Annotated in this window: 24 protein-coding genes; 11 read left to right on the top strand and 13 right to left on the bottom strand. The window is 52.1% G+C overall.

Going from position 1 to position 23,276, the window contains the following annotated elements; all coding sequences use genetic code 11:
* The first annotated feature begins 17 nt into the window (after positions 1–17).
* From ACIDF8_RS11645 to flgL, 9 genes are all read left to right on the top strand, one after another.
* Positions 18–686, top strand: coding sequence for a flagellar hook assembly protein FlgD (locus ACIDF8_RS11645; protein ID WP_412010779.1), 669 nt, complete (start codon positions 18–20; stop codon positions 684–686).
* A gap of 38 nt (positions 687–724) precedes the next feature.
* The gene (flgE, locus tag ACIDF8_RS11640) at positions 725–1,963 is read left to right on the top strand and encodes a flagellar hook protein FlgE (protein WP_412010778.1); all 1,239 of its coding nucleotides are present in this window, start codon (positions 725–727) and stop codon (positions 1,961–1,963) included.
* A 43-nt stretch (positions 1,964–2,006) separates the two neighbouring features.
* Positions 2,007–2,750, top strand: coding sequence for a flagellar basal-body rod protein FlgF (gene flgF, locus ACIDF8_RS11635; RefSeq protein WP_412010777.1), 744 nt, complete (start codon positions 2,007–2,009; stop codon positions 2,748–2,750).
* Positions 2,751–2,803: 53 nt separating this feature from the next.
* On the top strand, positions 2,804–3,586 hold the full coding sequence (gene flgG / locus ACIDF8_RS11630; RefSeq protein WP_412010776.1) for a flagellar basal-body rod protein FlgG: 783 nt from the start codon (positions 2,804–2,806) through the stop codon (positions 3,584–3,586).
* 39 nt (positions 3,587–3,625) lie between these two features.
* On the top strand, positions 3,626–4,276 hold the full coding sequence (locus ACIDF8_RS11625) for a flagellar basal body L-ring protein FlgH (RefSeq protein WP_412010775.1): 651 nt from the start codon (positions 3,626–3,628) through the stop codon (positions 4,274–4,276).
* Between the two features lie 87 nt (positions 4,277–4,363).
* Positions 4,364–5,449 carry a flagellar basal body P-ring protein FlgI gene (locus ACIDF8_RS11620; protein WP_412010879.1) on the top strand — a complete coding sequence of 362 codons (1,086 nt, stop codon included), beginning with the start codon at positions 4,364–4,366 and terminating at the stop codon, positions 5,447–5,449.
* A gap of 13 nt (positions 5,450–5,462) precedes the next feature.
* A complete protein-coding gene (gene flgJ, locus ACIDF8_RS11615) occupies positions 5,463–6,527 on the top strand; it encodes a flagellar assembly peptidoglycan hydrolase FlgJ (RefSeq protein WP_412010774.1) in 1,065 nt (354 codons plus the stop codon).
* Positions 6,528–6,629: 102 nt separating this feature from the next.
* Complete coding sequence (gene flgK / locus ACIDF8_RS11610; RefSeq protein WP_412010773.1) at positions 6,630–8,273, top strand: flagellar hook-associated protein FlgK; 1,644 nt, start codon at positions 6,630–6,632, stop codon at positions 8,271–8,273.
* Positions 8,274–8,314: 41 nt separating this feature from the next.
* Positions 8,315–9,220, top strand: a complete 906-nt coding sequence (flgL, locus tag ACIDF8_RS11605) for a flagellar hook-associated protein FlgL (protein ID WP_194746921.1) — start codon at positions 8,315–8,317, stop codon at positions 9,218–9,220.
* A gap of 122 nt (positions 9,221–9,342) precedes the next feature.
* Here the strand turns inward: flgL and fliR are convergent, their stop codons facing one another.
* The 13 genes from fliR to fliF form a co-directional block, all read right to left on the bottom strand.
* The gene (fliR, locus tag ACIDF8_RS11600) at positions 9,343–10,110 is read right to left on the bottom strand and encodes a flagellar biosynthetic protein FliR (protein ID WP_412010772.1); all 768 of its coding nucleotides are present in this window, start codon (positions 10,108–10,110) and stop codon (positions 9,343–9,345) included.
* An 18-nt stretch (positions 10,111–10,128) separates the two neighbouring features.
* On the bottom strand, positions 10,129–10,398 hold the full coding sequence (gene fliQ, locus ACIDF8_RS11595; protein WP_412010771.1) for a flagellar biosynthesis protein FliQ: 270 nt from the start codon (positions 10,396–10,398) through the stop codon (positions 10,129–10,131).
* Positions 10,399–10,422: 24 nt separating this feature from the next.
* On the bottom strand, positions 10,423–11,187 hold the full coding sequence (gene fliP / locus ACIDF8_RS11590) for a flagellar type III secretion system pore protein FliP (protein ID WP_412010770.1): 765 nt from the start codon (positions 11,185–11,187) through the stop codon (positions 10,423–10,425).
* Positions 11,188–11,298: 111 nt separating this feature from the next.
* The gene (gene fliO, locus ACIDF8_RS11585; protein WP_412010769.1) at positions 11,299–11,799 is read right to left on the bottom strand and encodes a flagellar biosynthetic protein FliO; all 501 of its coding nucleotides are present in this window, start codon (positions 11,797–11,799) and stop codon (positions 11,299–11,301) included.
* A 21-nt stretch (positions 11,800–11,820) separates the two neighbouring features.
* Positions 11,821–12,246: a flagellar motor switch protein FliN gene (fliN, locus tag ACIDF8_RS11580; protein ID WP_412010878.1), complete on the bottom strand. Its 426-nt coding sequence runs from the start codon at positions 12,244–12,246 to the stop codon at positions 11,821–11,823.
* 59 nt (positions 12,247–12,305) lie between these two features.
* Positions 12,306–13,307, bottom strand: coding sequence for a flagellar motor switch protein FliM (gene fliM, locus ACIDF8_RS11575; RefSeq protein WP_412010768.1), 1,002 nt, complete (start codon positions 13,305–13,307; stop codon positions 12,306–12,308).
* 15 nt (positions 13,308–13,322) lie between these two features.
* Entirely contained in the window at positions 13,323–13,934 is a 612-nt protein-coding gene (locus ACIDF8_RS11570; protein WP_412010767.1) for a flagellar basal body-associated FliL family protein, read from the bottom strand.
* Between the two features lie 151 nt (positions 13,935–14,085).
* Positions 14,086–15,483: a flagellar hook-length control protein FliK gene (locus ACIDF8_RS11565; RefSeq protein ID WP_412010766.1), complete on the bottom strand. Its 1,398-nt coding sequence runs from the start codon at positions 15,481–15,483 to the stop codon at positions 14,086–14,088.
* A 17-nt stretch (positions 15,484–15,500) separates the two neighbouring features.
* Entirely contained in the window at positions 15,501–15,947 is a 447-nt protein-coding gene (gene fliJ, locus ACIDF8_RS11560) for a flagellar export protein FliJ (RefSeq protein WP_412010765.1), read from the bottom strand.
* Positions 15,948–15,957: 10 nt separating this feature from the next.
* A complete protein-coding gene (fliI, locus tag ACIDF8_RS11555; protein ID WP_412010764.1) occupies positions 15,958–17,439 on the bottom strand; it encodes a flagellar protein export ATPase FliI in 1,482 nt (493 codons plus the stop codon).
* 29 nt (positions 17,440–17,468) lie between these two features.
* Positions 17,469–18,140: a flagellar assembly protein FliH gene (locus tag ACIDF8_RS11550; RefSeq protein ID WP_412010763.1), complete on the bottom strand. Its 672-nt coding sequence runs from the start codon at positions 18,138–18,140 to the stop codon at positions 17,469–17,471.
* A gap of 19 nt (positions 18,141–18,159) precedes the next feature.
* Positions 18,160–19,155: a flagellar motor switch protein FliG gene (fliG, locus tag ACIDF8_RS11545; RefSeq protein ID WP_275354926.1), complete on the bottom strand. Its 996-nt coding sequence runs from the start codon at positions 19,153–19,155 to the stop codon at positions 18,160–18,162.
* Between the two features lie 3 nt (positions 19,156–19,158).
* Complete coding sequence (gene fliF / locus ACIDF8_RS11540) at positions 19,159–20,883, bottom strand: flagellar basal-body MS-ring/collar protein FliF (RefSeq protein WP_412010877.1); 1,725 nt, start codon at positions 20,881–20,883, stop codon at positions 19,159–19,161.
* Positions 20,884–21,163: 280 nt separating this feature from the next.
* On the opposite strand from fliF, the gene fliE reads away from it, so the two are divergent.
* Positions 21,164–21,529 (top strand): flagellar hook-basal body complex protein FliE, encoded by a 366-nt coding sequence (gene fliE, locus ACIDF8_RS11535; RefSeq protein ID WP_412010762.1) that lies wholly within the window; start codon positions 21,164–21,166, stop codon positions 21,527–21,529.
* Positions 21,530–21,607: 78 nt separating this feature from the next.
* On the top strand, positions 21,608–23,239 hold the full coding sequence (locus ACIDF8_RS11530) for a tetratricopeptide repeat protein (RefSeq protein ID WP_412010761.1): 1,632 nt from the start codon (positions 21,608–21,610) through the stop codon (positions 23,237–23,239).
* Positions 23,240–23,276 lie beyond the last annotated feature (37 nt).

Raw genomic sequence — 23,276 nt, 5'->3', positions numbered from 1 at the left:
GCAGAAAGGAATTTCGTATGACCACGGTGAATACTAACAATCAAGTACCCCAGGACTTATTGAATACGGTGAACAATCGCCAGACAGCCTCAAATACAGATGATGCGCAAGACCGTTTTATGAAGCTGCTGGTGACACAAATGAAAAACCAGGACCCGCTAAACCCCATGGATAACGCGCAAGTCACCAGTCAGATGGCGCAACTGAATACGGTCACCGGGATTAACAAACTGAATGATTCCATGACCAGTCTGATCAACAATGTGCAAATGGGCCAGTCTTACCAGGCCACCAGCATGATAGGCCGCAACATCTTGTCTGCAGGCAACAGCATGGAACTCGGGGAAAAAGGCGCATTATTTGGTGTGAATATCCCCAATGGAGCCGACAGCATGACCGTGACCATTAAAAACGGCGCCGGTGCCGTAGTACAAACACTCACCCTCGGCAAACAAGCCACTGGCATCAATGCCTTGTCCTGGGATGGAAAAGATGCCAGCGGCCAGCCTGCCCCTACTGGCACCTATACGTTTGAAACAACCGCCACACTGGGCGATGCGAAAACAACCAGCACCCCACTCAGTCTGGCCCAGGTGCAAAGTGTTTCCCAAATGAATGGCACATCCAAGCTGAACTTAAGTACCGGCAAAGACGTCGCGCTGGCTGATGTGCTTGAAGTATTCTAAAGCCCCACAGAATGTAATCTTACGCAAGGAGAAATAGCATGAGTTTTCAACAAGGTCTTAGCGGTTTAAATGCCACCTCGCAACAACTGTCGGTAATTGGTAACAACGTTGCCAACGCCAACACTGTGGGCTTTAAGCAATCCACCTCCAAGTTTTCGGATGTGTATGCCGCCTCATTGAATGGTGGCGGTGCGACGCAAATCGGGATTGGTACCAAGCTGGCCAAGGTGGCTCAAGAATTCACGCAGGGCAATATCACCAATACCAACAATACACTGGATGTTGCCATTAACGGTAACGGCTTTTTCATTATGAGCCAGAACGGCGTCGTGACCTACACACGTAATGGCCAGTTTGAGATGGATAAAGATGGGTATATTGTCAACAGTGAAGGCAAGCGCCTCAGAGGCAACAGCGCTGACAACTTGGAAGGCTCTTCACCAGTGGATATTCAAATTAACACCAGCGACCTGCCGCCAAAAACATCGACCCAGGTCACCGGCAAGCTCAACCTGAACTCAGACAGCGATGTCATTGATCAAACAGTCAAGCCATTTAACCCTTCGGATGCCAGCACTTATACCAACTCGACTTCGATCACGGTCTATGATGCCTTAGGCAATAGCCATACAGTGCAGAATTACTTTGTTAAAACAGCTGCCAATACCTGGACAACATACACCACTGCTGACGGCAGTGTGGTTCCGCCCAAAGCCAATGCTGCAGACCCATATACTGCAACGGGCACGATTAAATTTACCACCTCAGGCGCTTATGACACGACCAACTCTAGTGCCCTGAATGTGAGCTTTACGCCTGCAAGCGGTGCCGGTGCTGTCAACCTGAAACTGGATTACACCGCCAGTACACAATACGGCTCTGGTTTTAGTGTCAACAAGTTAGCCCAGGACGGTTATACCTCAGGCCGGATTGCTAACTTCAGCATTGGTAGCGACGGCATTATTGTGGGCCGTTACAGCAATGGTCAATCGCAAGCCCTGGGCCGCGTGGTGTTAGCCAACTTTGTCAACCCGAATGGCTTGCGCTCACTGGGTGGCAACCAATGGCAATCCTCCTATGATTCAGGCGAAGCCTTGATTGGCGCGCCTGGTAGCAGCACCCTGGGGGTATTGCAATCCTCCGCGGTGGAAGACTCTAACGTCGACCTAACTGCCGAATTGGTCAACATGATTATGGCGCAGCGCGTCTACCAGGCCAACTCACAAACCATCAAAACGCAAGACCAAGTGCTGCAAACCCTGGTGAACATGCGTTAATTGAGTGTTGATGGCTGAATATTGACTGAATGAAGGAGTCGCTATGGACCGTCTGATTTACACCGCCATGACTGGCGCTAAACATATCCTGGAACAGCAGGCGACCACTGCGCACAACCTAGCCAACGCAAGTACCACCGGGTTTAAAGCGCAGATTGACAGCTTCAGGGCGGTCCCGATTCTGGGCGATGGCCTACCCACCCGTGCCTTTGTGGTGGATGCTACTGTAGGCACCAATTATGCCGCAGGCAGCATTCAGCAAACCGGACGCGACCTCGATGTCGCCGTGCAAGGCGAAGGCTGGATCGCGGTACAGCGCGCCGATGGCTCAGAAGGTTATACACGTAACGGCTCCCTCAAAATCAACCAAAACGGGCAATTGCAAACCGAATCCGGCTTAAATGTCATGGGCGATGGTGGCCCGATCAGCATTCCGCCAGATGTCACCATTACCATTGCCAAGGATGGCACCGTCTCCAGCGTCAATAACCTGACCGCACCTGGTGCCACCAATATCATTGGCCGGATCAAGCTGGCCAATCCCCCAGAGTCTAGTCTTAAACGGGGTGCAGACGGCTTGTTTGTGACCACCAATGGTCAACCTGCCCCGGCAGATGCCAATGTCACGCTGGTTGGCGGCGCCCTTGAAAGCAGCAATGTCAATGTCGTCGATACCATGGTCAATATGATCAGCCTGGCGCGGCAGTTTGAGATGCAAATGAAGATGCTCGATAACGCTCAAAACAACGCCGGAAAAGCGGATCAACTCTTTGGTTTGAATGGCTAAGTCCAGGACTAAGATGACACTATGAACATGGCTCAATGCCCAAGGAGTGAACGATGATACGCTCATTATGGATTTCCAAAACCGGTCTCGATGCACAACAAATGCAGATGGACGTGATTTCAAACAACCTGGCCAACGTCAGTACCAGTGGCTTTAAAAAATCACGCGCTGTATTTGAAGACTTGCTCTACCAAAACCTGCGTCAGGTCGGTGCACAAACCTCGCAGCAAAGCCAGGCGCCAAGTGGGTTGCAGCTAGGCACAGGCGTTAAGCCAGTGGCTACTGAGCGCATTTTTACTCAGGGCAACTTGCAACAAACCGGCAATGACAAGGATGTTGCCATTCAGGGCCAAGGGTTTTTCCAGATTCTGTTGCCAGATGGCACCACGGCTTATACCCGTGACGGTTCTTTCCAGGTAGATAGCCAAGGGCAGCTGGTGACCGCCAGTGGCTATCCGGTACAACCGGCGATTAGCATTCCGGCCAATGCACAAAGCCTGTCCATCGGCCGTGACGGCGTGGTCTCAATTACCACCCCTGGCTCGACCGCAACCACACAGATTGGCCAACTTCAGCTGGCGACATTTATTAACCCGGCTGGCTTGCAGGGCAAAGGCGAAAACCTGTATGTGGAAACGACCGCTTCTGGTAACCCTGGCGTAAACACGCCAGGCACCAATGGCGCGGGTTTATTGAATTCAGGCTATGTAGAGACTTCGAACGTCAACGTGGTGGAAGAACTGGTCAGCATGATCCAGACACAACGCGCCTATGAGATTAACAGCAAGGCAATCACGACTTCGGATCAGATGCTGCAAAAACTGGCGCAGCTTTAATCCCTTTTGAGGGTGACTGAAATGATGAATAGAACGATCATGAGCTTATTACTTTGTCTGGCATTTTCCCAGTTGTTGAATGGCTGTTCCATTACACCATCCACCATTGTCCAAAAGCCCGAAACGCCACGGGTCGCAGCAGTACGTCCTGATACCCGTACCGAAGGGGCCATTTTTAATAGCGGCGGCTACCGCCCACTGTTTGAGGACCGCCGTCCACGCTATGTCGGCGATATGGTGACCGTCTTGATTACAGAGAACACCACTGCCAACAAGGCCACTGACAATGAGCAGACTAAAGACGGTGCCACTACAGCTGGCGTCACTGGTTTATTTGGGCACAACGTCCCTAAAGCTTCATTTAATGCAAGCTCTGCCCTCTCCTTTAAAGATAAAGCGACTGCAGATGCGAGTAATACTTTCAGTGGTTCTGTGACGGCGACCGTCGTGGATGTCTTACCTAACGGTTACCTGGTCATCAGCGGCGAAAAACAAATTGGCTTTGACAAAGGCACCGAGTATGTCCGCTTCTCTGGCGTTGTAAACCCAGACATGATTACGATTGGTAACCAAGTGGTGTCAACCAAGGTCGCCGACGCGCGGATCGAATACCGGACCAATAGCAAAATGGATGCGGCAGAAGTCTTGTCGATGTTTTCCCGCTTCTTTCTTAGCATGATCCCGCTGTAAGGGGCACACATGATGAAACAAACACGCCCCCGCAACGCACGCACGCTGTTACGGTCATTTTATGACTACAGAAAAGAACTGTTGTGCATGCTGTTATTGCTCAGCGCGACCATCGTCAACACCGATAATGCCCACGCAGAACGGATCAAAGACATCAGCAACATCCAGGGCGTGCGTAGCAACCAGCTGATTGGCTATGGCCTGGTTGTTGGCCTGGATGGTACCGGTGACATGACCGTACAAACCCCATTTACCGTCCAAAGTATTATCAGCATGATGAACCAGCTCGGGGTCACCATACCGCCAGGCACTAACCTGATGCTGAAAAACATTGCTGCCGTGATGGTCACCAGTGCCCTGCCCCCTTTTGCACAACCTGGACAAACCTTGGATGTGACCGTTTCCTCAATGGGTAACGCCAAAAGCTTGCGTGGCGGCACCCTGTTAATGACACCGCTCAAAGGGGCGGATGGACAGATTTATGCCATGGCGCAAGGTAACCTGGTAGTCGGTGGTGTCGGTGCCTCTGCCAACGGTAGCCAAACGCAGATTAACCATTTAAGCGTAGGCCGGATCTCTGAGGGCGCGACGGTAGAGCGTGCTTTGCCCAACACCCTGCTCAGTCAAGATATCGTCCGGCTAGAGCTGAAAGAAAGTGATTTTTCAACCGCCAATAACGTCGTGGAAGCCATCAATAAAAAATTTGGCCCGATGACCGCACAAGCAGAGAGTGGCCGCGTGATCCAGGTGCGTCCTCCAGAAACCATGAGCCGCGTCTCATTTCTGGCTAATCTCGAAACCATTAATGTGGCGCTGGCCGCAACGCCTGCCAAGATTATCTTAAATGCACGCACGGGCTCGGTCGTCATGAACAAAGCGGTCACACTGGATAGTTGCGCCGTTTCGCATGGCAACCTGTCTGTGGTGATCAACACTTCACCGGTCATCAGCCAGCCTGGCCCGTTCTCCAATGGCCAAACCGTGTCGACCGCCGTGTCTGAAATCAACATTAATAAAGAGCCTGGCAAAGTGCTCAAGCTCAATAACGGTGCCAATCTGGCGGATGTGGTCAAGGCGCTTAATGCGATTGGCACCACACCACAGGACTTGCTGGCAATTCTGCAGGCCATGAAAGCGGCCGGTGCATTGAATGCCGAGCTCGAGGTGATTTAAACGGGACGCGCTCATGCAACCACGTGTCGATCCAAATAGCCTGGCCATAGACGGCAATTCGCTGAATGGTCTCAAGCGAGCCAAGAGTGACTCGCCTGAGACTATTCGCGCAGTCGCACGTCAGTTTGAAGGCATTTTGATGAACATGATGCTCAAAAGCATGCGCGATACCGTCCCCCAAGAAGGCTTTGCCGATAATGAACAAAGCAAAATGTTTACCGGCATGCTGGACCAACAACTGAGTACGCATTTAAGCCAGAAAGGCTTGGGGCTGACGGATGTGCTGGTCAGGCAATTGAGTAAGTTCAGCGGGCAACCAGTCGACACGAACACCGCTACCCCTGGCAATGACGCAGGTAAGGCGAACAAAGGCACAGACAAAATTAGTAGCGCAACCGTACCTGCGAGCGCGAAAGCGGTGCTTGCCCAAGCCACGCAAAAAATACGTGAGGCCTATCAACAATGGGATGAATCAGAATCAAATCCTGTGGGAACGCAAACGGACACCGCCTGGGCAAGAGGGATACCAGAACTGCCACCATTGATTGAAGAAACACAAGCCAATGTGCAAAGCTTTACTCTACCCCAAGCGCCGTTGGCGACTGCAATGCGTGAGGTCGCTGGTAAAACCCAGCAATTTATTCAAAGTATGTTGCCACATGCGCAGGCCGCCAGCAGTGCTTCTGGCATTCCTGCTAAATTCATGATCGGCCAAGCTGCATTGGAAAGCGGCTGGGGCAAACATGAAATCAAAACCGATAATGGTGTGAATAGTCATAACCTGTTCGGGATCAAGGCCGATGCCAGCTGGAAAGGCAAAGTGGTAAGCAGTACGACCACTGAGTATGTGAACGGCGTCAAACAAACCAAAGTGGAGAAATTCCGCGCCTATGATAGCTACAGCGATGCCTTTAAGGATTACGCCAAAATGATTTCGCAAAATCCGCGTTATCAACAAGCCATGAATAACACGCATGATGCCAGCGCTTATGCCCACGCCCTGCAGCGTGCCGGCTATGCAACGGATCCGCAATATGGCAAAAAATTAACGCAAGTGATCAATCATTTGCGAAGTTGAAATTAAAGAACTTGAAAACATTGCCGTTAGGCAACTTAATTGCGATGTTGATGACCGTTTTTGATCGGTCATCCATCCGCTTGCCCGAAAGGTCTATAGCATATGAATGTATTAAACGTTGGGAAAAGTGCACTGACGGTGGCTCAGCTAGGCATTGCAACCACGGGACATAACATTGCCAATGCATCCACGCCTGGATACAACAGGCAGTCTATTGTTCAAAAGGCAGCCGCCGCACAAAGTTTTGGTAACGGCTACCTTGGTCAAGGTGCCGAGGTGGGGACGATTGTACGTTCTTACGATGACGTGCTGGCTAAACAAGTGATTAATACAACCAGTAACCAAAGCTCAAGCTCGGTCTATTTACAAGGCATTAATGAGGTGAATAGCCTGCTGTCTGACGACAAGGCGGGCGTGAGTGCCGTCATGACAGAGTTTTTTAGATCTGTCAGTGCAGCTGCGGCGAACCCTTCGGATATTGCTACCCGGCAAACAGTCATTTCTAATGCACAATCATTGGTGAGCCGCTTTACTGCAGTCAATTCGCGACTGGATGAAATGCGTTCAAATATTAACACGCAAGTCTCGACCAGTGTGGCAACCATTAATAGCTACGCCAGCTCGATTGCGGATTTGAATGAAAAAATCAAACAAGCGTTTAGTTCGACTGGCAACCCACCCAATGACCTGATGGATCAGCGCGACCTGCTGGTCACAAAAATCAGTGAGCAAATCAAAACGACAGTCCTGCCGCAGTCGGACAATACTTACAATGTTTCTATTGGTAATGGCATCCCGATTGTGCTGGGCAATCAATCCCAAGACCTCTATGCAGTGCCCAACGATACAGACAGCAGCCGACTGGAAGTCGGCTATGGTGCTTCAGGTTCGCCAAAACCCATCAGTGGCTCACTGACTGGCGGCGCTTTGGGTGGTGCCTTGCAATTCAGAGATGAAACGCTGGATACTGTACAAAACCAACTGGGCCAATTGGCGATTACCTTTGCCACGGCATTTAACAACCAGCATAAACAGGGTACGGACCTGACGGGTGCCGTCGGCCAGAATCTGTTTAATATTGCAGGGCCTGTCGCGATCAGTAACCGTAACAATACGGACCAAAGCAAACAAGCATCGGTCGCGATCACGGACCCCTCTCTACTGACCAGCAGCAACTACACGCTGGAATATGTGAATGGACAATATAACATCACGCGCCAGAACGATAAGTACGTCTGGTCCAATGTCACCTTGCCATTCAACCAAGATGGCATCACCATCAATACGAATACCAGTTCACCGACCAATGGCGACTCTTACCTGATTAAACCGACCCAGTATGCTGCCAGCGGATTGACCCTGGCGGTCACGGATGTGGAAAAACTGGCATTGGCCGACAACCCTTCCAAAGGGGAAAGCGATAACACCAATGCGCTAAAACTGGCTAATTTACAAAATCAGAACTTCGTCAGGGTGAATGCCAGCTCTACCAATAGAACCTTTGCACAGGCATATGCCCTCACCACCAGTGCGGTGGGGATTAAAGCCAACCAGATGAGCATCATGAACCAGGCGGACAAAACTGCGCTGGATGATGCCACCTCGGCGATGCAATCGCAATCCGGGGTTAATCTGGATGAAGAGGCGGCCAACCTGCTGCGTTATCAGCAAGCGTATCAAGCAGCAGGCAAAATGATGCAAATCGCCAGTAATATGTTTGATACCCTGTTAAGCCTGGGTAAGTAAAAGTTAGGCTAGGGTAAATCACATCGAGTGAGGATGTCAGTATGAGATTAAGTACAAATACCATCTATGCCAATGGCACTAACCGGCTCATGGGCTTACAAAGTGACGTCAATGATCTGAATGAAAAAATTTCTTCAGGTAAGAAAGTCCGCTCGCCAGCGGATGATCCGGTTGCCTCTGCCAGGATTATCGAGATCAACAATAACAAGAGCATGAAGGATACTTTTGCTGAGACGCGAAAAACCGCCAGCAGCATGCTCGAAAACTATGAAACCAATTTATCGTCCGTGACTGACCTGGTGTTGAATATCAAGAGTTCACTCACGGCCGCGGGTAACGCCACCTATAACGATTCACAACGCCAAAGTATTGCGACTGAGTTGCAAGGCCGCCTGGATAGCCTGATCAGCCTGGCGAACGCCAAAGACTCCATGGGTAATTTTATCTACTCAGGATTTACAACAGACAAAGCTGCCTTTACCAGCGCGGGGGTTTTCCAGGGGGAAACCTCGCGCATGAATTTGCAGATTGACGATAACCGGACCATGCCGACCACGTTTACCGGTGATAGCGTGTTCAATGCCAACGGCAATAACTTATTTGCCAACATGCAGCAAGCGATTACCTTACTGAATACACCGATTACGGATGCTACGTCCCGCACCAACTTTACTAATGGCCTGGCAACTGCGCTGCAGAATACAGACAAATCATTGGACAGCATTCTTGATACCAGAGCGCAAATTGGTAGCCAACTCAACGAAATCCAGATTCTGGATGACACAGGCGATGATATCTCCTTGCAATACTCCAAGGTCCTGTCTGACCTGCAAGACCTGGACTACACGCAAGCACTGTCCGACCTGGCTAAAAAGAATACCATCATGGAAGCCGCTCAAAAGTCTTTTGTTTCAACTTCTAAGTTGTCTTTGTTCCAGTTTATTTAATACAGCTTAATCACACGCCTACTTAAAAGACCAAGTTTAAAAGGCCAAGCAAGGAGAAGCCGATCGCTGAGAATGTGGTCGGCTTTTTTGTTTCAGAACAACCTTATTTAATGCAAGAGTGATTAATGTAAGACTTGCAGCATGTATTGCTGCGCATCAATCATCCAGTCTTCGACCGGATGGATCAAGGCGGGCAAACCGAGCAGGATCATGATGAAGCCCACCGCGATTGTGATCGGGAAACCCATGGCGAACAGGTTGAGCTGCGGGGCCGCTTTGGTCAACACACCCAGCGCCATATTGGTAATCAGCAGGCTGGCAATCACCGGCAAAGACATCAGCAAGCCTTGTGAGAAAATATGGCCGCCTATGCTGGCAATCGCCTGACTATTGAGTTGCCAATGCGCCATACTAATCGGCATGGTTTCAAAGCTTTGCATCATGACCGCAATGACAATTAGATGACCATCCAGACTCATAAACACCATCAAGGTCAACATGGTCAGCATCTGGGCAACGGCAATGGTTTGTCCTTCGGTATGCGGATCATAAAAGCTGGCAAAGCCCAGGCCCATACTCATCCCCATCATAAAACCGGCCAGCTCAACCGCGGTGAACATCAGGCGCATGACAAACCCCATACTGATGCCGATCAAGAACTGCGACAGCAGGGAGAGCAGGCCTTGCCATGACAACACGGCAATATTTGGTACCTGGATACTCGGCACCAGCGCCAGCGTGATGATAAAACCAATCGTCAGTTTAATGCGGTTAGGAATAGAAGGATGACTAAACACCGGTACTACGGCGATACAGCCGAGGATGCGGGTCAATGGCCAGAGAAACTGCACCACCCATTGCTGCAGGTCTGAATCATGAATGGTCAGCATGCGGCCAGGCGATCCCCGTTAGTTGACCAGCTGCGGAATCATGGTGAAGATATGGTGCATGTAATCCACCAGCGTCATCAGCATCCAATGGCCGGCCAACAGCAAGATCGCCATCACCCCTACCAGTTTGGGGATAAATGACAGGGTCTGCTCGTTGATTTGTGTCGCCGCCTGAAAAATGCTGACCACCAGGCCAATGATTAGCGCAGTGCCCAATACTGGGGCGGCCACCATCAAGGTGGTTTGCATGGCTTCACTGCCCAAGGTGAGGACTTGTTCGGGACTCATCTCATACTCCAGAAAATAAAAGCGTTAGAGGACAAAGCTTTGCGCCAGTGACCCCAGGATCAATTGCCAGCCGTCGACCAAGACAAACAACATGAGCTTGAACGGCAAAGAAACCACAGAAGGTGACATCATCATCATGCCCATCGCCATCAGCACACTGGCGACCACCATGTCGATAATCAAAAACGGGATATAAATAGCAAAGCCAATCTGGAAAGCGGTCTTAAGTTCACTGGTCATAAAAGCCGGTACCAGGATTCTGAGCGGCACCTCTTCTGGCGTCTGGATGGATTCGTTATGCGCCATATTGGCAAACATGGCCAGATCGGTTTCGCGGGTTTGCTTGAGCATAAAGGCTTTCAGTGGCAACACACCCCGCTGCAAGGCCTCTTGCATGGTAATTTTGTTTTCAGAAAGCGGTTGGTAAGCATCGCTGTAAATCTTGTCGAACACCGGCCCCATGACAAAAAAGGTGATAAACAAGGCCAGGCCAATCAACACCTGGTTAGAAGGCGCAGACTGTGTCCCCAGCGCCTGACGCAATAGGGACAGCACAATCACAATGCGCGTAAAACCGGTCATCATCAGCAACGCGGCTGGAATAAACGTGAGCGCGGTGAGCAGGATCAGGGTTTGCAGGCTCAGCGTATAATCCTGGCCGCCCCCTGGTGCTGGCGTCACTGTGCCTATCGGCAAGCCTTCTGCCGCCAGCGTGCCTGTGGACCATAGCCATAACAGCGCCACTGGCAGCACGAATTGCAAAGACTTGAGAATGGAATGTAAACGCATGCAACTATACCCGTCACTTGCTTGCGCGCAGATAAAAGCACGCAAGACCTAAAATAAGTTAGGGTTAGTCTACGCTGGGGAGCGCCTAATCAAAGGCTGGAAATAAGCCACTCAAGGCTTGTTTTTGAAAGATTTGACTTTCTGTTGCAAGGTGGCTTGCATGGCTTGTTGCAAGCGCACGGCAAAAGAGGCTTGCGGGTCTATGCCCGTGCTAGAGGAAGCCTCAGGCGTGGCTAAGTGATCAAGGGCGCTAGACTCAGCCGCCGTCGGACTCACCTCACCTAAAGCCGTCATTTGCCCGCCATGCAGGCCCACCACCAGCCAACGGCCGCCTACTTCAAGCACAACCACGCGCTCACGTGGGCTTAACTGTAAACCGCCTACCTGCTTGATCACGCCACGTGAAGGATGCGTTTGTCCCGGGAGGACACGCCGAAAAAACCAAGCAATGCCGGCAATCGCCAGCAAGACAATCACGGTTCCCCACACCATACGGCCCAGGGTATCGCTGGCAGTTGGTGCCGCAGGGGCTGCTGCGGTAGCAGCCATGGCCAACGGGGAAACAGTACCGCTGACAACGGCGGCTACTAGCCACCGGTAAGAAGACATCATGCGTATCACCATCCTGGGTACTTAGCGGTTCAATTTACGGATCCGTTCCGCAGGCGTAATGATGTCCGTCAGGCGGATACCAAACTTGTCATTCACCACCACCACTTCGCCTTGGGCAATCAGGCAGCCATTCACCAACACATCCATGGGTTCACCCGCCATCCCATCCAGCTCGACTACGGAGCCTTGTGCCAATTGCAACAGGTTTTTGATCGAAATCTTGGTACGGCCCAACTCTACCGTCAGCTGAACAGGAATATCCAGAATAAAATCAATGTCGTTCTGGGTGCCTTCCAGTTTATTGCTGGTACTAAACTCATTAAACACCGCGGCCTTGCTGACCGGCTCTTGCAGCGCAGCAGACTCTGCCTGGGTTTGCTCGGCCATCGCCGCACCCCAATCATCCTCAGCAATGGTTTGTACCCCTTCAGACTCAGGCATCCCCATGCTCGCCAGCGCGGCATCCAATTCCTCTTCGCTACTACTTGTCGCGGGATCCATAGCCATCATGACTCTCCTTGCAATTGTTCCTGACTACCGTCAGCACGTATCATTTTTTCCACCTTGAGCGCATATTGCCCATTAAATACCCCATAACGGCACTCCATAATGGGGACGTTATCAATTTGACCTTCTACCGTATCCTGGATGTTGACCGGGATCACATCGCCTACTTTCAATGCCAGCAGGTCAGCGACCATCATCTTGCGTGTGGTCAAGTTGGCGACGATTTCTACCTCTGCCGCCTGGATTTGCTGTGTCATCAGTTTGACCCAGCGCTTATCCCCGCCCAGGTTTTCCCCTTGCAGTGACGAGGTCAGCAAGTCCTTGATCGGCTCCACCATGGCGTAAGGCACGCAAAAATGGATTTCCCCGCTATTCGGGCCGAGCTCCACATTAAAGGTGATGGCCACCACGACTTCGTTCGGCGTTGCAATACTGGCAAACTGCGTATTCATCTCCGAACGGATATATTCAAATTGCACCGGGTAGATCGGCGCCCAGGCCTTCTGGTAAGCATCAAACAAGATGTTCAGTACGCGCTGGATAATCCGCTGCTCGGTCTCGGTGAAGTCGCGCCCCTCTACCCGGGTATGAAAGCGGCCATCGCCGCCAAACATATTGTCCACCAGCAAGAACACCAAGGTAGGATCCAGGACCAGTACACCGGTGCCACGCAAGGGATTCATATGAATCAGGTTAAGGTTGGTAGGCACCACCAGATTACGGATAAAGTCCGTGTACTTGATGATCCTCACTGGCCCGACCGAGATCTCCACGGTACGGCGCAGAAAATTAAATAACTCTATGCGCAACAAGCGGGCAAAGCGCTCGTTAATAATCTCCAGCGTGGCCATCCGGCCGCGCACGATCCGTTCTTGCGTAGCCAGGTTATAGTTACGGACACCCGCCTCATCCTTGTTAGAGGAATCGCTGTCATCGTCGCCTTCGACGCCCTTGAGTAAGGCGTCGATTTCGTCTTGTGATAAGAATTTATCTGCAGACATAAGGACTCTCAGGCATTACTGAATCACAAATGAGGTAAACAACACCTGTTTAATCTTAAGCGGCTTACCCCCCTTTTTCATGGGTTTCTTCAACTCGGCCAGTAACTCTTCACTGAGCTGAGTCTTACCCTCAGGCGTGGCAATATCCGAGGCTTTTTTACTGGTGAGCAACATCAATACACGGTTACGCATGAGCGGCATTTGTGCCTTGATCTTGTCGGCCAGCGCAGCGTCTTTGGCTTCAATGGTCAGGTCCAGTTGCAAGAATTTTTCATCGGGATCAGGCAGCAAATTGACGGTAAAGGTTTCAAATTGCAAGTAAGCCGGGCCTGCAGCAGCTTCACCGTGACCACCGCCACCACCACTTTCATGCTCTTCCTCTTCTTCATCGGCTGCGGCCTCTTCTTCTTCGCCCTCAGCGGCCGCTTCTTCATGGCCATCTTCCTTCTCAGCCTTGCTATGCTTGCCTTTGGCTTGTTGCGCCTCAGGTTTTTTCATCAGGAAGAAAGCGGCAGCGCCACCGCCAGCAGCCAATGCCAGCACCACGGCCAGGATCACAATCAGTTTTTTCTTGGATTTGGGCGCTGCCTCTGCTGCACCGTCTGCTTTTGCTGGTTCTTGAGCCATGACACAACCTTTCTTACTGTAAAACTTTGACGATAGATGATGTCATTATGCGGATGGGAGGGCGTAAAACATTGCCGGATAAAAGGGGAAAATCAGCGTTAAATCGACCTTTATGCTATAGAGAGCGCTTGCCGACCAGGCAAGCGCTTTTTTAGACAAACGTATCCACCAGGCCACGCACCACGCGTGGCTGTACTGCGGTTTGCGGAGTTAGCGCGGTGTCAGCGTCAGCTGCGGATGCTGAAGCACGGGCACCTTCACGGCCAGATTGCTGTTCAAAATGTTGTTGTGCCTGCTGCCCGTTACCCACAAAAGTCTGGCCTAATTGCAGGCCCTGCGACTGCATGCGGTCACGCAAATCCTGCATACCATCCTCCAGTGCCTGGCGTACCAACGGGTTATCTGTGATAAAACTGGGGTTCACGGACTGGTTATCCACTTTTAACACCACTTGGATAGGTCCCAAATCCGGCGGTGACAAGGTCAGGCTGGCGACCTCATCACTCTGGCTGGCCATCTGCATCACATGCTGGTTAATCGCCGCTTGCCAGCGCTCATCGGTAAACGGCGTCGTAATCTGGGTGGTCACCACCTGGCTCATATCGGTGACGCCAGCAGCTTGTAACCAAGGGCTATTCTGCATGGCCTCTAGCATGGGCGGCATAGTCAATGTCGGCGACACAGGCGTAGACTCATGCCCGCGTATGCCTTGTTCCATGCCTTTAGGTAGGCTGATCTCTGTGTTGGCGAGCTTGTTACTGGTCAACAAGGCAGCGAAGCCTTCGCCTGCCTTGTCTGATTTAGATGCGATAGCAGGCTGTTTACCGTCTTGCGTCCCGGTTACTGCGCTCGTCAGTGTGTCTTTAACAGAGGCAGTTGCTGGCTGCAAAGCTTCCCCTGACCCACTTTGAACCGCAGCCTTATCCTGGCCGGTGGCGACAAATCGGCCATTGCCTATAGTCAATCCGCTATCCACAGCGCCTTTTGTAGTATCCGCAGGCTGACTGCCACGCATGGCCAGCATGGTCTGCATCCACGGCATAATGCCCGCGGCGGCTGGATTTTGTTCTTCAGTCACATCCGCACTGGGTTTCTTATCATCTGATTTGGCATCAGCGACATTGGTGCGATCTGTCGTGCTGGCAGGATTACCCACCGCAGCAGGATGCGCAGTGATCATGGCAGTATCCACAGCGGCCTGGCCAGAGGCATCGTCTACTTTGGATTTTGCGCCAGATTTAGCTGGCCGCTGCGGAACGTTTTTGCCGGATGCCGTGGCCTCTGGTTCCGTATGGCCTGTTGCCACACTGGCATTTTCAGGCTGCTCAGGCGACTCATGCGATGTCGCAGACTGTTCAGTTTTTGTCTCATTTTTTGATGAGGCTGGTTTGTTTTCAGGGGATGAAGGTTTGGCTTGCGCCATTTGCTTGCGCAAGGTTTGCGAAAACGCATCAGGCGCTACTGGTTCCTGACTCCCAGCTTGCGCCATAGGCGATTTAAGCGCTTCTGATGCCTGGCTAGGCAGTACGGGTGAATTAATCAAGGCCATTACATCACTCCCGGTAATTACCAACGTGCGCGTCTGGCGCGGCTGGCAAACTCATCCATCATTTTCTGGTCACGCTTGTTTTCAGCCTTGGCCTGCATGGTTTCGGCCCGCGTAATCAGGACTTCATAAGACTTTTGCTTGCGCTGTTTTTCCTGCAAGTGCAACCGCTGCTGCTGCACAATCGCCTGACATTGTTCGATTTGAGCATTTTGCGTGCTGACCGCCAATTCCAATTGCGAGAAAAAGCCCTGAAAATTACGGTATAAATCCGCTTTAAGGCCATTTTGCAGCACCTGCTGCCATTGCTGCTCATATTCCTGCTGGTATTGGGCCAGCATGGCTTGTTGCTGTTGTGCCTGTTCCAGCTGCTGCATGGCTTTGGCCAGCGCTTGCATCGCGGCTTCTACTTCGTCAGCAGCCAGCTGGTTAAGCAAGGTCAGGGTTTGCGTCGATTGTTTGGCCATGGGCTAAATTCTATAAAGTCAGTGTATTCGCCAGTTGCTGCAAGCTATGCTGCATGTCGGCACACTCATCAATATCCTGCTGTAAAAAAGCATTGATATCGTCGCGTTTTCTAATGGCAATATCCAGCATCGGATCTGAGCCTGGCTGATAGGCGCCCACCGCGATCAAATCCTGGTTACGCAGATAGCGTGAATACCATTGCTTGAGCATGCGTGCCGCCTGCTGATGTTCTTTGCTGGTAATGTTGTGCATGGCGCGGCTGATAGACTGCTCAATATCAATGGCCGGATAATGGCCACTTTCGGCCAGGCTACGGTTCAATACAATGTGTCCATCCAGAATCGCGCGTGCGGAATCCGCAATCGGGTCCTGCTGGTCATCGCCTTCGGTCAATACGGTATAAAAGGCGGTGATCGAGCCCTCGCCACGCGCCCCGTTGCCAGTACGCTCAACCAGCGCAGGCAGTTTGGCAAACACTGAGGGCGGATAACCCTTGGTTGCAGGCGGCTCACCAATCGCCAGTGCAATTTCACGCTGCGCCATCGCATAGCGGGTGAGTGAATCCATAATCAGCAACACATTTTTGCCCTGTTGACGAAACCGTTCGGCAATCGCCGTGGCATAGCTGGCGCCTTGCAAGCGCATCAATGCCGAGACGTCCGCAGGCGCCGCCACGACCACCGAGCGGGCGATCCCTTCCGGACCCAAAATCTGTTCGATAAACTCCTGTACCTCACGGCCCCGTTCACCAATCAGGCCCACCACAATCACATCGGCGGTGGTATAGCGCGCCATCATGCCTAAGAGCACACTTTTACCCACACCAGAACCGGCAAACAGGCCCATACGCTGCCCCCGGCCGACTGTCAGCATGGCATTAATCGCGCGCACGCCTACATCCAGCGTTTCTTCAATCGGCGCCCGTTGCAGCGGATTAATCACGCGGCCATTGAGTGGCGCAGTCACATCGCCCGGAATCGGACCCAGCCCATCCAGTGGATTACCTGCGGCATCCACCACCCGCCCGAGCAAGCCATCGCCTACCGGAAAATGGCGCGCTCTGTCTTGCGCACGGCGGCGCGGCGGACGGCCAATTTGTGGTTTAGGGACCGTTTCGGCGATTTCCATGCTGAACACTTTGGCACCTGGGGTTACGCCCTCCACCGCTGTTTGTGGCATCAATAGCAAATTCTCGCCATCGAATCCGACCACTTCGGCCTCTACGCGCCCGCCATCCTGCAAGGGGATAAAACAGGCCCCACCTATCGGCATTTTGATGCCTGTGGCTACCATCACCAGGCCAGTGACCTTGACGATGCGCCCGGCCACTTCCAGCGGGTCTATCATATTGATCAGTTCACTACAGTCGCGCAAATAACTTTGCCAGCGTTGCTCATGCACATTTGGTGGCTTGGGGGGCTCACTGGTGACTTGGGGGCTATTATCTGCAGACGCGTCTAAGGTCGGCAGCCCTGAATCTGAAATGGTCATGACGTAGTCTTAACTAAAGCGTGAAAAACTTATTCGTGGGTGAAGGAAGGTTTGTGCCAGTCGTCATAGCGTGACAGCCCTTGCACCAATCGTTTCCAGCGGACTTCATTGCTGGCATCAATCTGGTTATCGGCTGTTTCGACCAGGCAGCCACCGCGTTCAACCTGTAACTCTTCGACAATTTGCCAGCCTTGTTCTTTGAGGGTGTCACCCAGATGACTGCGTAGCACTTGTGCATCGTCAGGATGCACAATCAGCCGCGCCGGCTGTTTGACCTGGGGTAAATAGTGCATGGCATCCAGCACGACGGGAATCACTGCCTGTGGATCAGCCTGGAGCTTGCTTTTCATCATGGCTTTGGCCAAATCAAGGGCCAGGCTTAATACGGACTCAGCGACATTGCTATCCTGGAATGCCAAGGCCTGCTGAAAGCTTTGCGCCATTTGCACTAACTGGCCGCGTTCAGCTTCGAGTTGCGTCTGCGCATGCTGCATGCCATCACCGTAGCCAATCTTGAACCCTTCTTCATAGGCTTCCTGGCGCACTTGCTTGAGAATTTCGCTGACCGTGCGGGCCGCTTCGTCAGCCTGTGCCTGTTTGCGGCGGATGCTCTCGCTGCTGTTTGCATCATCAAAACTCGCCATCTCCCAGCGTTGATAGGCACTCATTTGTTCTTTGGGGATCGCTGCAGCCACCATCATGCTTCCTTACACTGAAGATTTAAACATATTGTTCGCCGTCGCCCTTGGCGGCCAGCATGATCTGGCCTTCATCGGCCAGCCTGCGCACAATTTGCAGGATTTGTTTCTGTTGTGCCTCAACCTCGGATAATTTGACCGGACCACGGCTTTCCATGTCTTCGCGCATCATATCGGCTGCACGGGAGGACATATTGCGCAGGAACTTCTCTTTCATTTCATCAGAGGTTCCCTTCAACGCCACAATCAACATATCGGATTGCACCTCACGCAGCAGCGTTTGAATGCCTTTGTCATCAATTTCCAGAATGTTGTCAAACACAAACATCTGGTCCATGATCTCCTGCGCCATATTGTCATCGTAGCTCTTGAGGCCTTCCATCAGTTTGGCCTCGTTGTCACCACTCAGGTAGTTCATGATTTCAGCGGCCGTTTTCACGCCACCAATCGGCTGGCGCTTGAGGTTTTCGTTGCCTGACAACATTTTCATCATGCCTTCATTGAGCTCTTTGAGCGCTGCCGGCTTAATGCTATCGAGTGTGGCAATGCGCAAAATCACATCCTGGCGTAAACGGTCGGTGAAATGCCCTAAAATTTCTGCAGCCTGATCGGCTTCCAGGTGCGACAAAATTGTCGCAATAATCTGCGGATGCTCATTTTTGATAAATTCGGAGACGCTGAAAGCATCCATCCACTTCAGGCTTTCAATGCCTGCAGCATCCTGGGATTGTGGAATCCGGCTCAACAGGTTGGAGGCTTTATCATCACCAAAGGCTTTGATCAATACAGAGCGGATATAGGCATCGGAATCCAGCCCAAAATCACTGCTGCCAGCAAAATCCACCATAAAGGATTCGAGTACCTCGGTGACTTCTTCGCGTGGCACAGGCTTCATCGAGGCCATGACGATGCCCAGCCGCTGTACCTCTTTCGGCGACAAATATTTCATCACTTCCGCCGCCTCGTCTTCACCGAGAGCCAGCATCAGAATCGCGCTTTTGGTCAGGCCTTCTGTCATGGTTTATTTCTCCGCAGTGGCCCAGCTTGAAACCACATTCGCAACCATGCGTGGGTTTTCTTTGGCCACCTGTTTCACGGCCATCAAGGTTTGATCCATCCGGCCATCATCGCCAGGCAAAGCCGGTGGATCGCCACTGAGCGTCACCAATGTATCTTCACCTTCAGCCGCGCTCCCCGCGGCGGTTGCACTCGTCCCAGCCGCAGTGGTTGCGTTTTGTGCTGCCGCCAGGGCCAGTTGTTTTTTGTCGGGGCCAGTCAGCTTGGTGGCCATGGGCTTGAGTAATTTTTTATAAATCATCATCAATACCACGACGCCAGCCAGGAAACGCAACGCATCTTTACCGTATTCAATCGCAACCGGATCTTTCCACAGTGGAGTTTCTGCCAGTTTTTCCTGTGCTTCGGCCACAAATGGGGTGTTCACCACAGAGATGGTATCCCCACGCTCTTTGTTGAAGCCCATGGCCTGCATTGCCAGGTCGCTCACTTGCTGTTTCTCGGCAGCCGTCAGCGCACGATAAGTGGTTTTACCGGTGCTATCCACCACTGGGATATGGTTCACCACCACGGCCACATGCAGGCGTTTGATACCGCCTTTGGCCTGCTGGATATAGCTGACAGTCTTGTCTAACTCGTAGTTAGTGGTGGTGTCCTTTTGCGTATTTTGTGGAGGTGTGGGGGCGGCAGCGGCCGGAGCAGCTGCGTCACCTTGACCTTGTGCCCCAGGCGCATTAATCGGCGCAGTCGCATCTGCCGGTGGCTGGTTAGACAAGGCGCCTGGTACTGCACCGTTGTTGGCACCAGTGTTTTGTGCCTCATGGCTTTGCGCACTGCGAATCGCCATATCGTCAGGCTTGGTGTTGGGTTTATAAGATTCGTTGGCTTGCTCAGTCATCGAGAAGTCAATCTCGGCACTGGTTTCAGCATGGACGTTTTTGGCGCCCACAATCGGGGTAATGATAGCCTCCACGCGGCGAGCAATGCTGCTTTGCATGTTTTCCACATAAGCCATCTGTTCTGGATCCAGGCCGCTTTGCTTGAGCTTATTGGCGTTGTCAGACAGCAAATTGCCGTTCTGGTCGACCACAGTGACGTGATCAGCAGATAAGTTAGGCACGCTGCTTGCCACCAGGTGCAGAACTGCTGCCACCTGTTGTGCATCCAAACGTCGGCCATTGTGCAGATTTAACAATACAGAAGCAGTGGGATATTGCTGTTCACGCACGAAGACGCTGGGCTTGGGAATCGCCAGGTGAATGCGCGCTGCTTGCACCGCAGAAATAGACTGGATACTGCGCTCAAGCTCCCCTTCCAAACCACGTTGAAAGTTCACTTGTTCCACAAACTGTGACACGCCGAATTTCTGGTTTTCTAACAGCTCAAAGCCAATATTACCGCCTTTGGGCAGGCCTTGTGCCGCCAGCTTCAGGCGTGCCTGGTGCACCATGTCGGCCGGCACCAGAATAGCGCCACCGCCATCGGCGAATTGATAAGGGATATTCAGTTTGTCTAACTCGGCGACGATGGCACCGCCATCTTTGTCTGCAAAATTAGAGAACAACACCCGGTAATCAGGCTTCTGGCTCCACAGCCAGAACACCACCATCACCGCGACGACGGCAGCAATCCCTGCGACCAGCAGTAACTTTTGCCCGAGTTGCCCAAACATGTTGGACGACCCGTCAGACTCATTGCTTGTTGTTAATAAGGCAGCATCAGCAGCCATCTGAACCTCCAATATTACCTGCTTGCGGGTCGCAGCCTGGCCGGTATCACCGGTCAAACTGTCCCCCTTTTAAACTTCAATGTCCTGTCAGGACGCTTTCACATGGATCACATTATGCGCTGCCACTGTCTATTCAAATCGGCAAATAAGACGGATTAATGTTGCCTATTTTGCAGAGCAGTCTCTGTGACCGAATGATACAGTGCTCACCATGAGATGAAGAGGCGATGGCCTCCCCTACATGAACCTAGGAATGACTACAGGATGAAAGGAGACACCTATGAACGCAGGCGGTATTGATGCACAGCGCATCTCCTCCATGCTGGCGCAATTACGGGCGGCTGCACAAAAACCAGAAGGCTTGGGCAGCGGTGCGATTGCCCCTGCAGTCACCAAACCTCCGCAGGCAAGTCCGACTACCCAGGTGAGCTTTAGCGATGCCCTCAAGTCTTCGCTAGACCAGGTGAATAATATGCAATTGCAAGCCGAACAAATGGGCAAGGACTTTGCCATGGGCAATGATAACGTCAGCTTGTCAGATGTGATGATCTCTGGGCAAAAAGCCAATATTGCCTTCCAGGCGACAGTGCAGGTGCGTAACAAATTGGTCACGGCCTATCAAGACATGATGAATATGCAAGTCTAGACCGCATTCACCCGCTGGCTCTGGGGCGAGCAGCGGCGTCAGTTTCCATCATTAGAATAGACAATACAGGCTTTACACATGTCTGACTTAATACCGACATCTCCCTCTACCACGCTAAAGCGTTTGCGTGATACTGCCGGTAATACAAGCGTGCCCCCGCCTCATGCATTCAAGCAACCATCAGATGCGCCATCATTACAGCAGCTTGAAGCCATATTACAGAACGACCCAGCGAACTTTCAAGCCTGGTTTCACAAAGGCCTGCGACACAAGCAACAGCATCAATCCCAGCTCGCCCTGCAGTGCTTTAACCAGGCACTAACCATTAACCCTAGCGATGAAGCCACACTGATTGAGTGTGGTAACGTGCTATTTGAGTTGGAGCAGTTTGAATTTGCACTCGCTCATCACGAGTTTGCCTTACAGTTAAATCCAGCCTCACTGCCAGCCCTGCATAGCAAATGCCTGGCTTTGAACCGGCTGGGCCGTCACCAAGAAGCTTTGCACAGCGCCGATCAGATGCTGACTTACTCGCCGACATTTGTGCCCGCCCTGTTGTGCCAGGGTAGCCTCCTGCACACCTTGGGCCACCATCAGGAAGCGCTAGCCAGCTACCAACAGGTTCTGCAGCTCGGCCAAGCGGATGCGTTGCTCTATCTGAATCTTGCCAACCTGTTTCTGGATATGCTGGCGCTCGACCTGGCCAGCGACTGCTATCAGCAGGCATTGTTACTCGAGCCGGATAATCCTACCCTGCATTGGAATATGGCCTTGTTTCAGTTACTGATTGGCGATTATGCGCAGGGCTGGCGTCTGTACGAAAGTGGTAAAAACGCGCCGCACCTTCCGCGCGGACGCCGCCGCGATTGTGCGCAACCCATGTGGACAGGCGAACAGTCTTTAGATGGCAAACGCATTTTGCTGTATGCAGAACAAGGGCTGGGCGATACCATCCAGTTTGTGCGTTATGCCCAGCTGGTCGCGGACTTAGGTGCCCAGGTGATCATTGAAGCGCCAGCAAGCTTGCTGCCTTTACTGGGGTCGCTAGGGCCGCAATTTGAGCTGATTACCGCGGGCACTGCTTACCAGGCTTATGATTACCATTGCTCGCTTATGAGCCTGCCTTTTGTGTTCAACACAGAACTGCAGACCATTCCACAACACACGCCCTATTTGTTTGCAGCGCCTGACAAAGTCAGCAGCATACAGATTGCAGATCCGGAAAAATTACGTGTGGGCCTGGTGTGGTCAGGATCGACCACACACCAGAAAGATCGCTACCGCAGTATTCCGCTCGCGCAGTTTGCCGACTTGCTAACGCTGGATGCCAGTTTCCACTGCCTGCAAACAGAAGTCCGCGACACAGATCTGGCTTGTTTAGCCGAGTTTCCGCAGATCAGCCTGCACCAGGCAACGCTGCACGACTTTACCGATACGGCAGCGCTGATCGCCACCCTTGATCTGGTGATTTCGGTGGATACTTCGGTGGCGCACCTGGCAGGGGCGATGCACAAACCCGTGTGGATATTGTTACCCAATCCACCAGATTTCCGCTGGATGCTCACCCGTGAAGACAGCCCGTGGTATCCCTCGGCCAGACTGTTCAGAGCTCAGGCACAGGTCAGAGCTCAGGCACAGGATTGGACAACCGTCATGGCAAGCGTGAAACAGGCCTTGGCCGAAAAAATTAAAGAAAAATCAAAACATTAAGGAGTCAGCGCACAACGCTGGCGTTTCCGCATGATAT

Source organism: Methylophilus sp. 3sh_L, assembly GCF_046766015.1.
In the GTDB taxonomy this organism is placed as follows: Bacteria; Pseudomonadota; Gammaproteobacteria; order Burkholderiales; family Methylophilaceae; genus Methylophilus.
The sequence above is the reverse complement of the archived record's forward strand: the minus strand, read 5'-3'. Positions and strand labels throughout refer to the sequence as shown.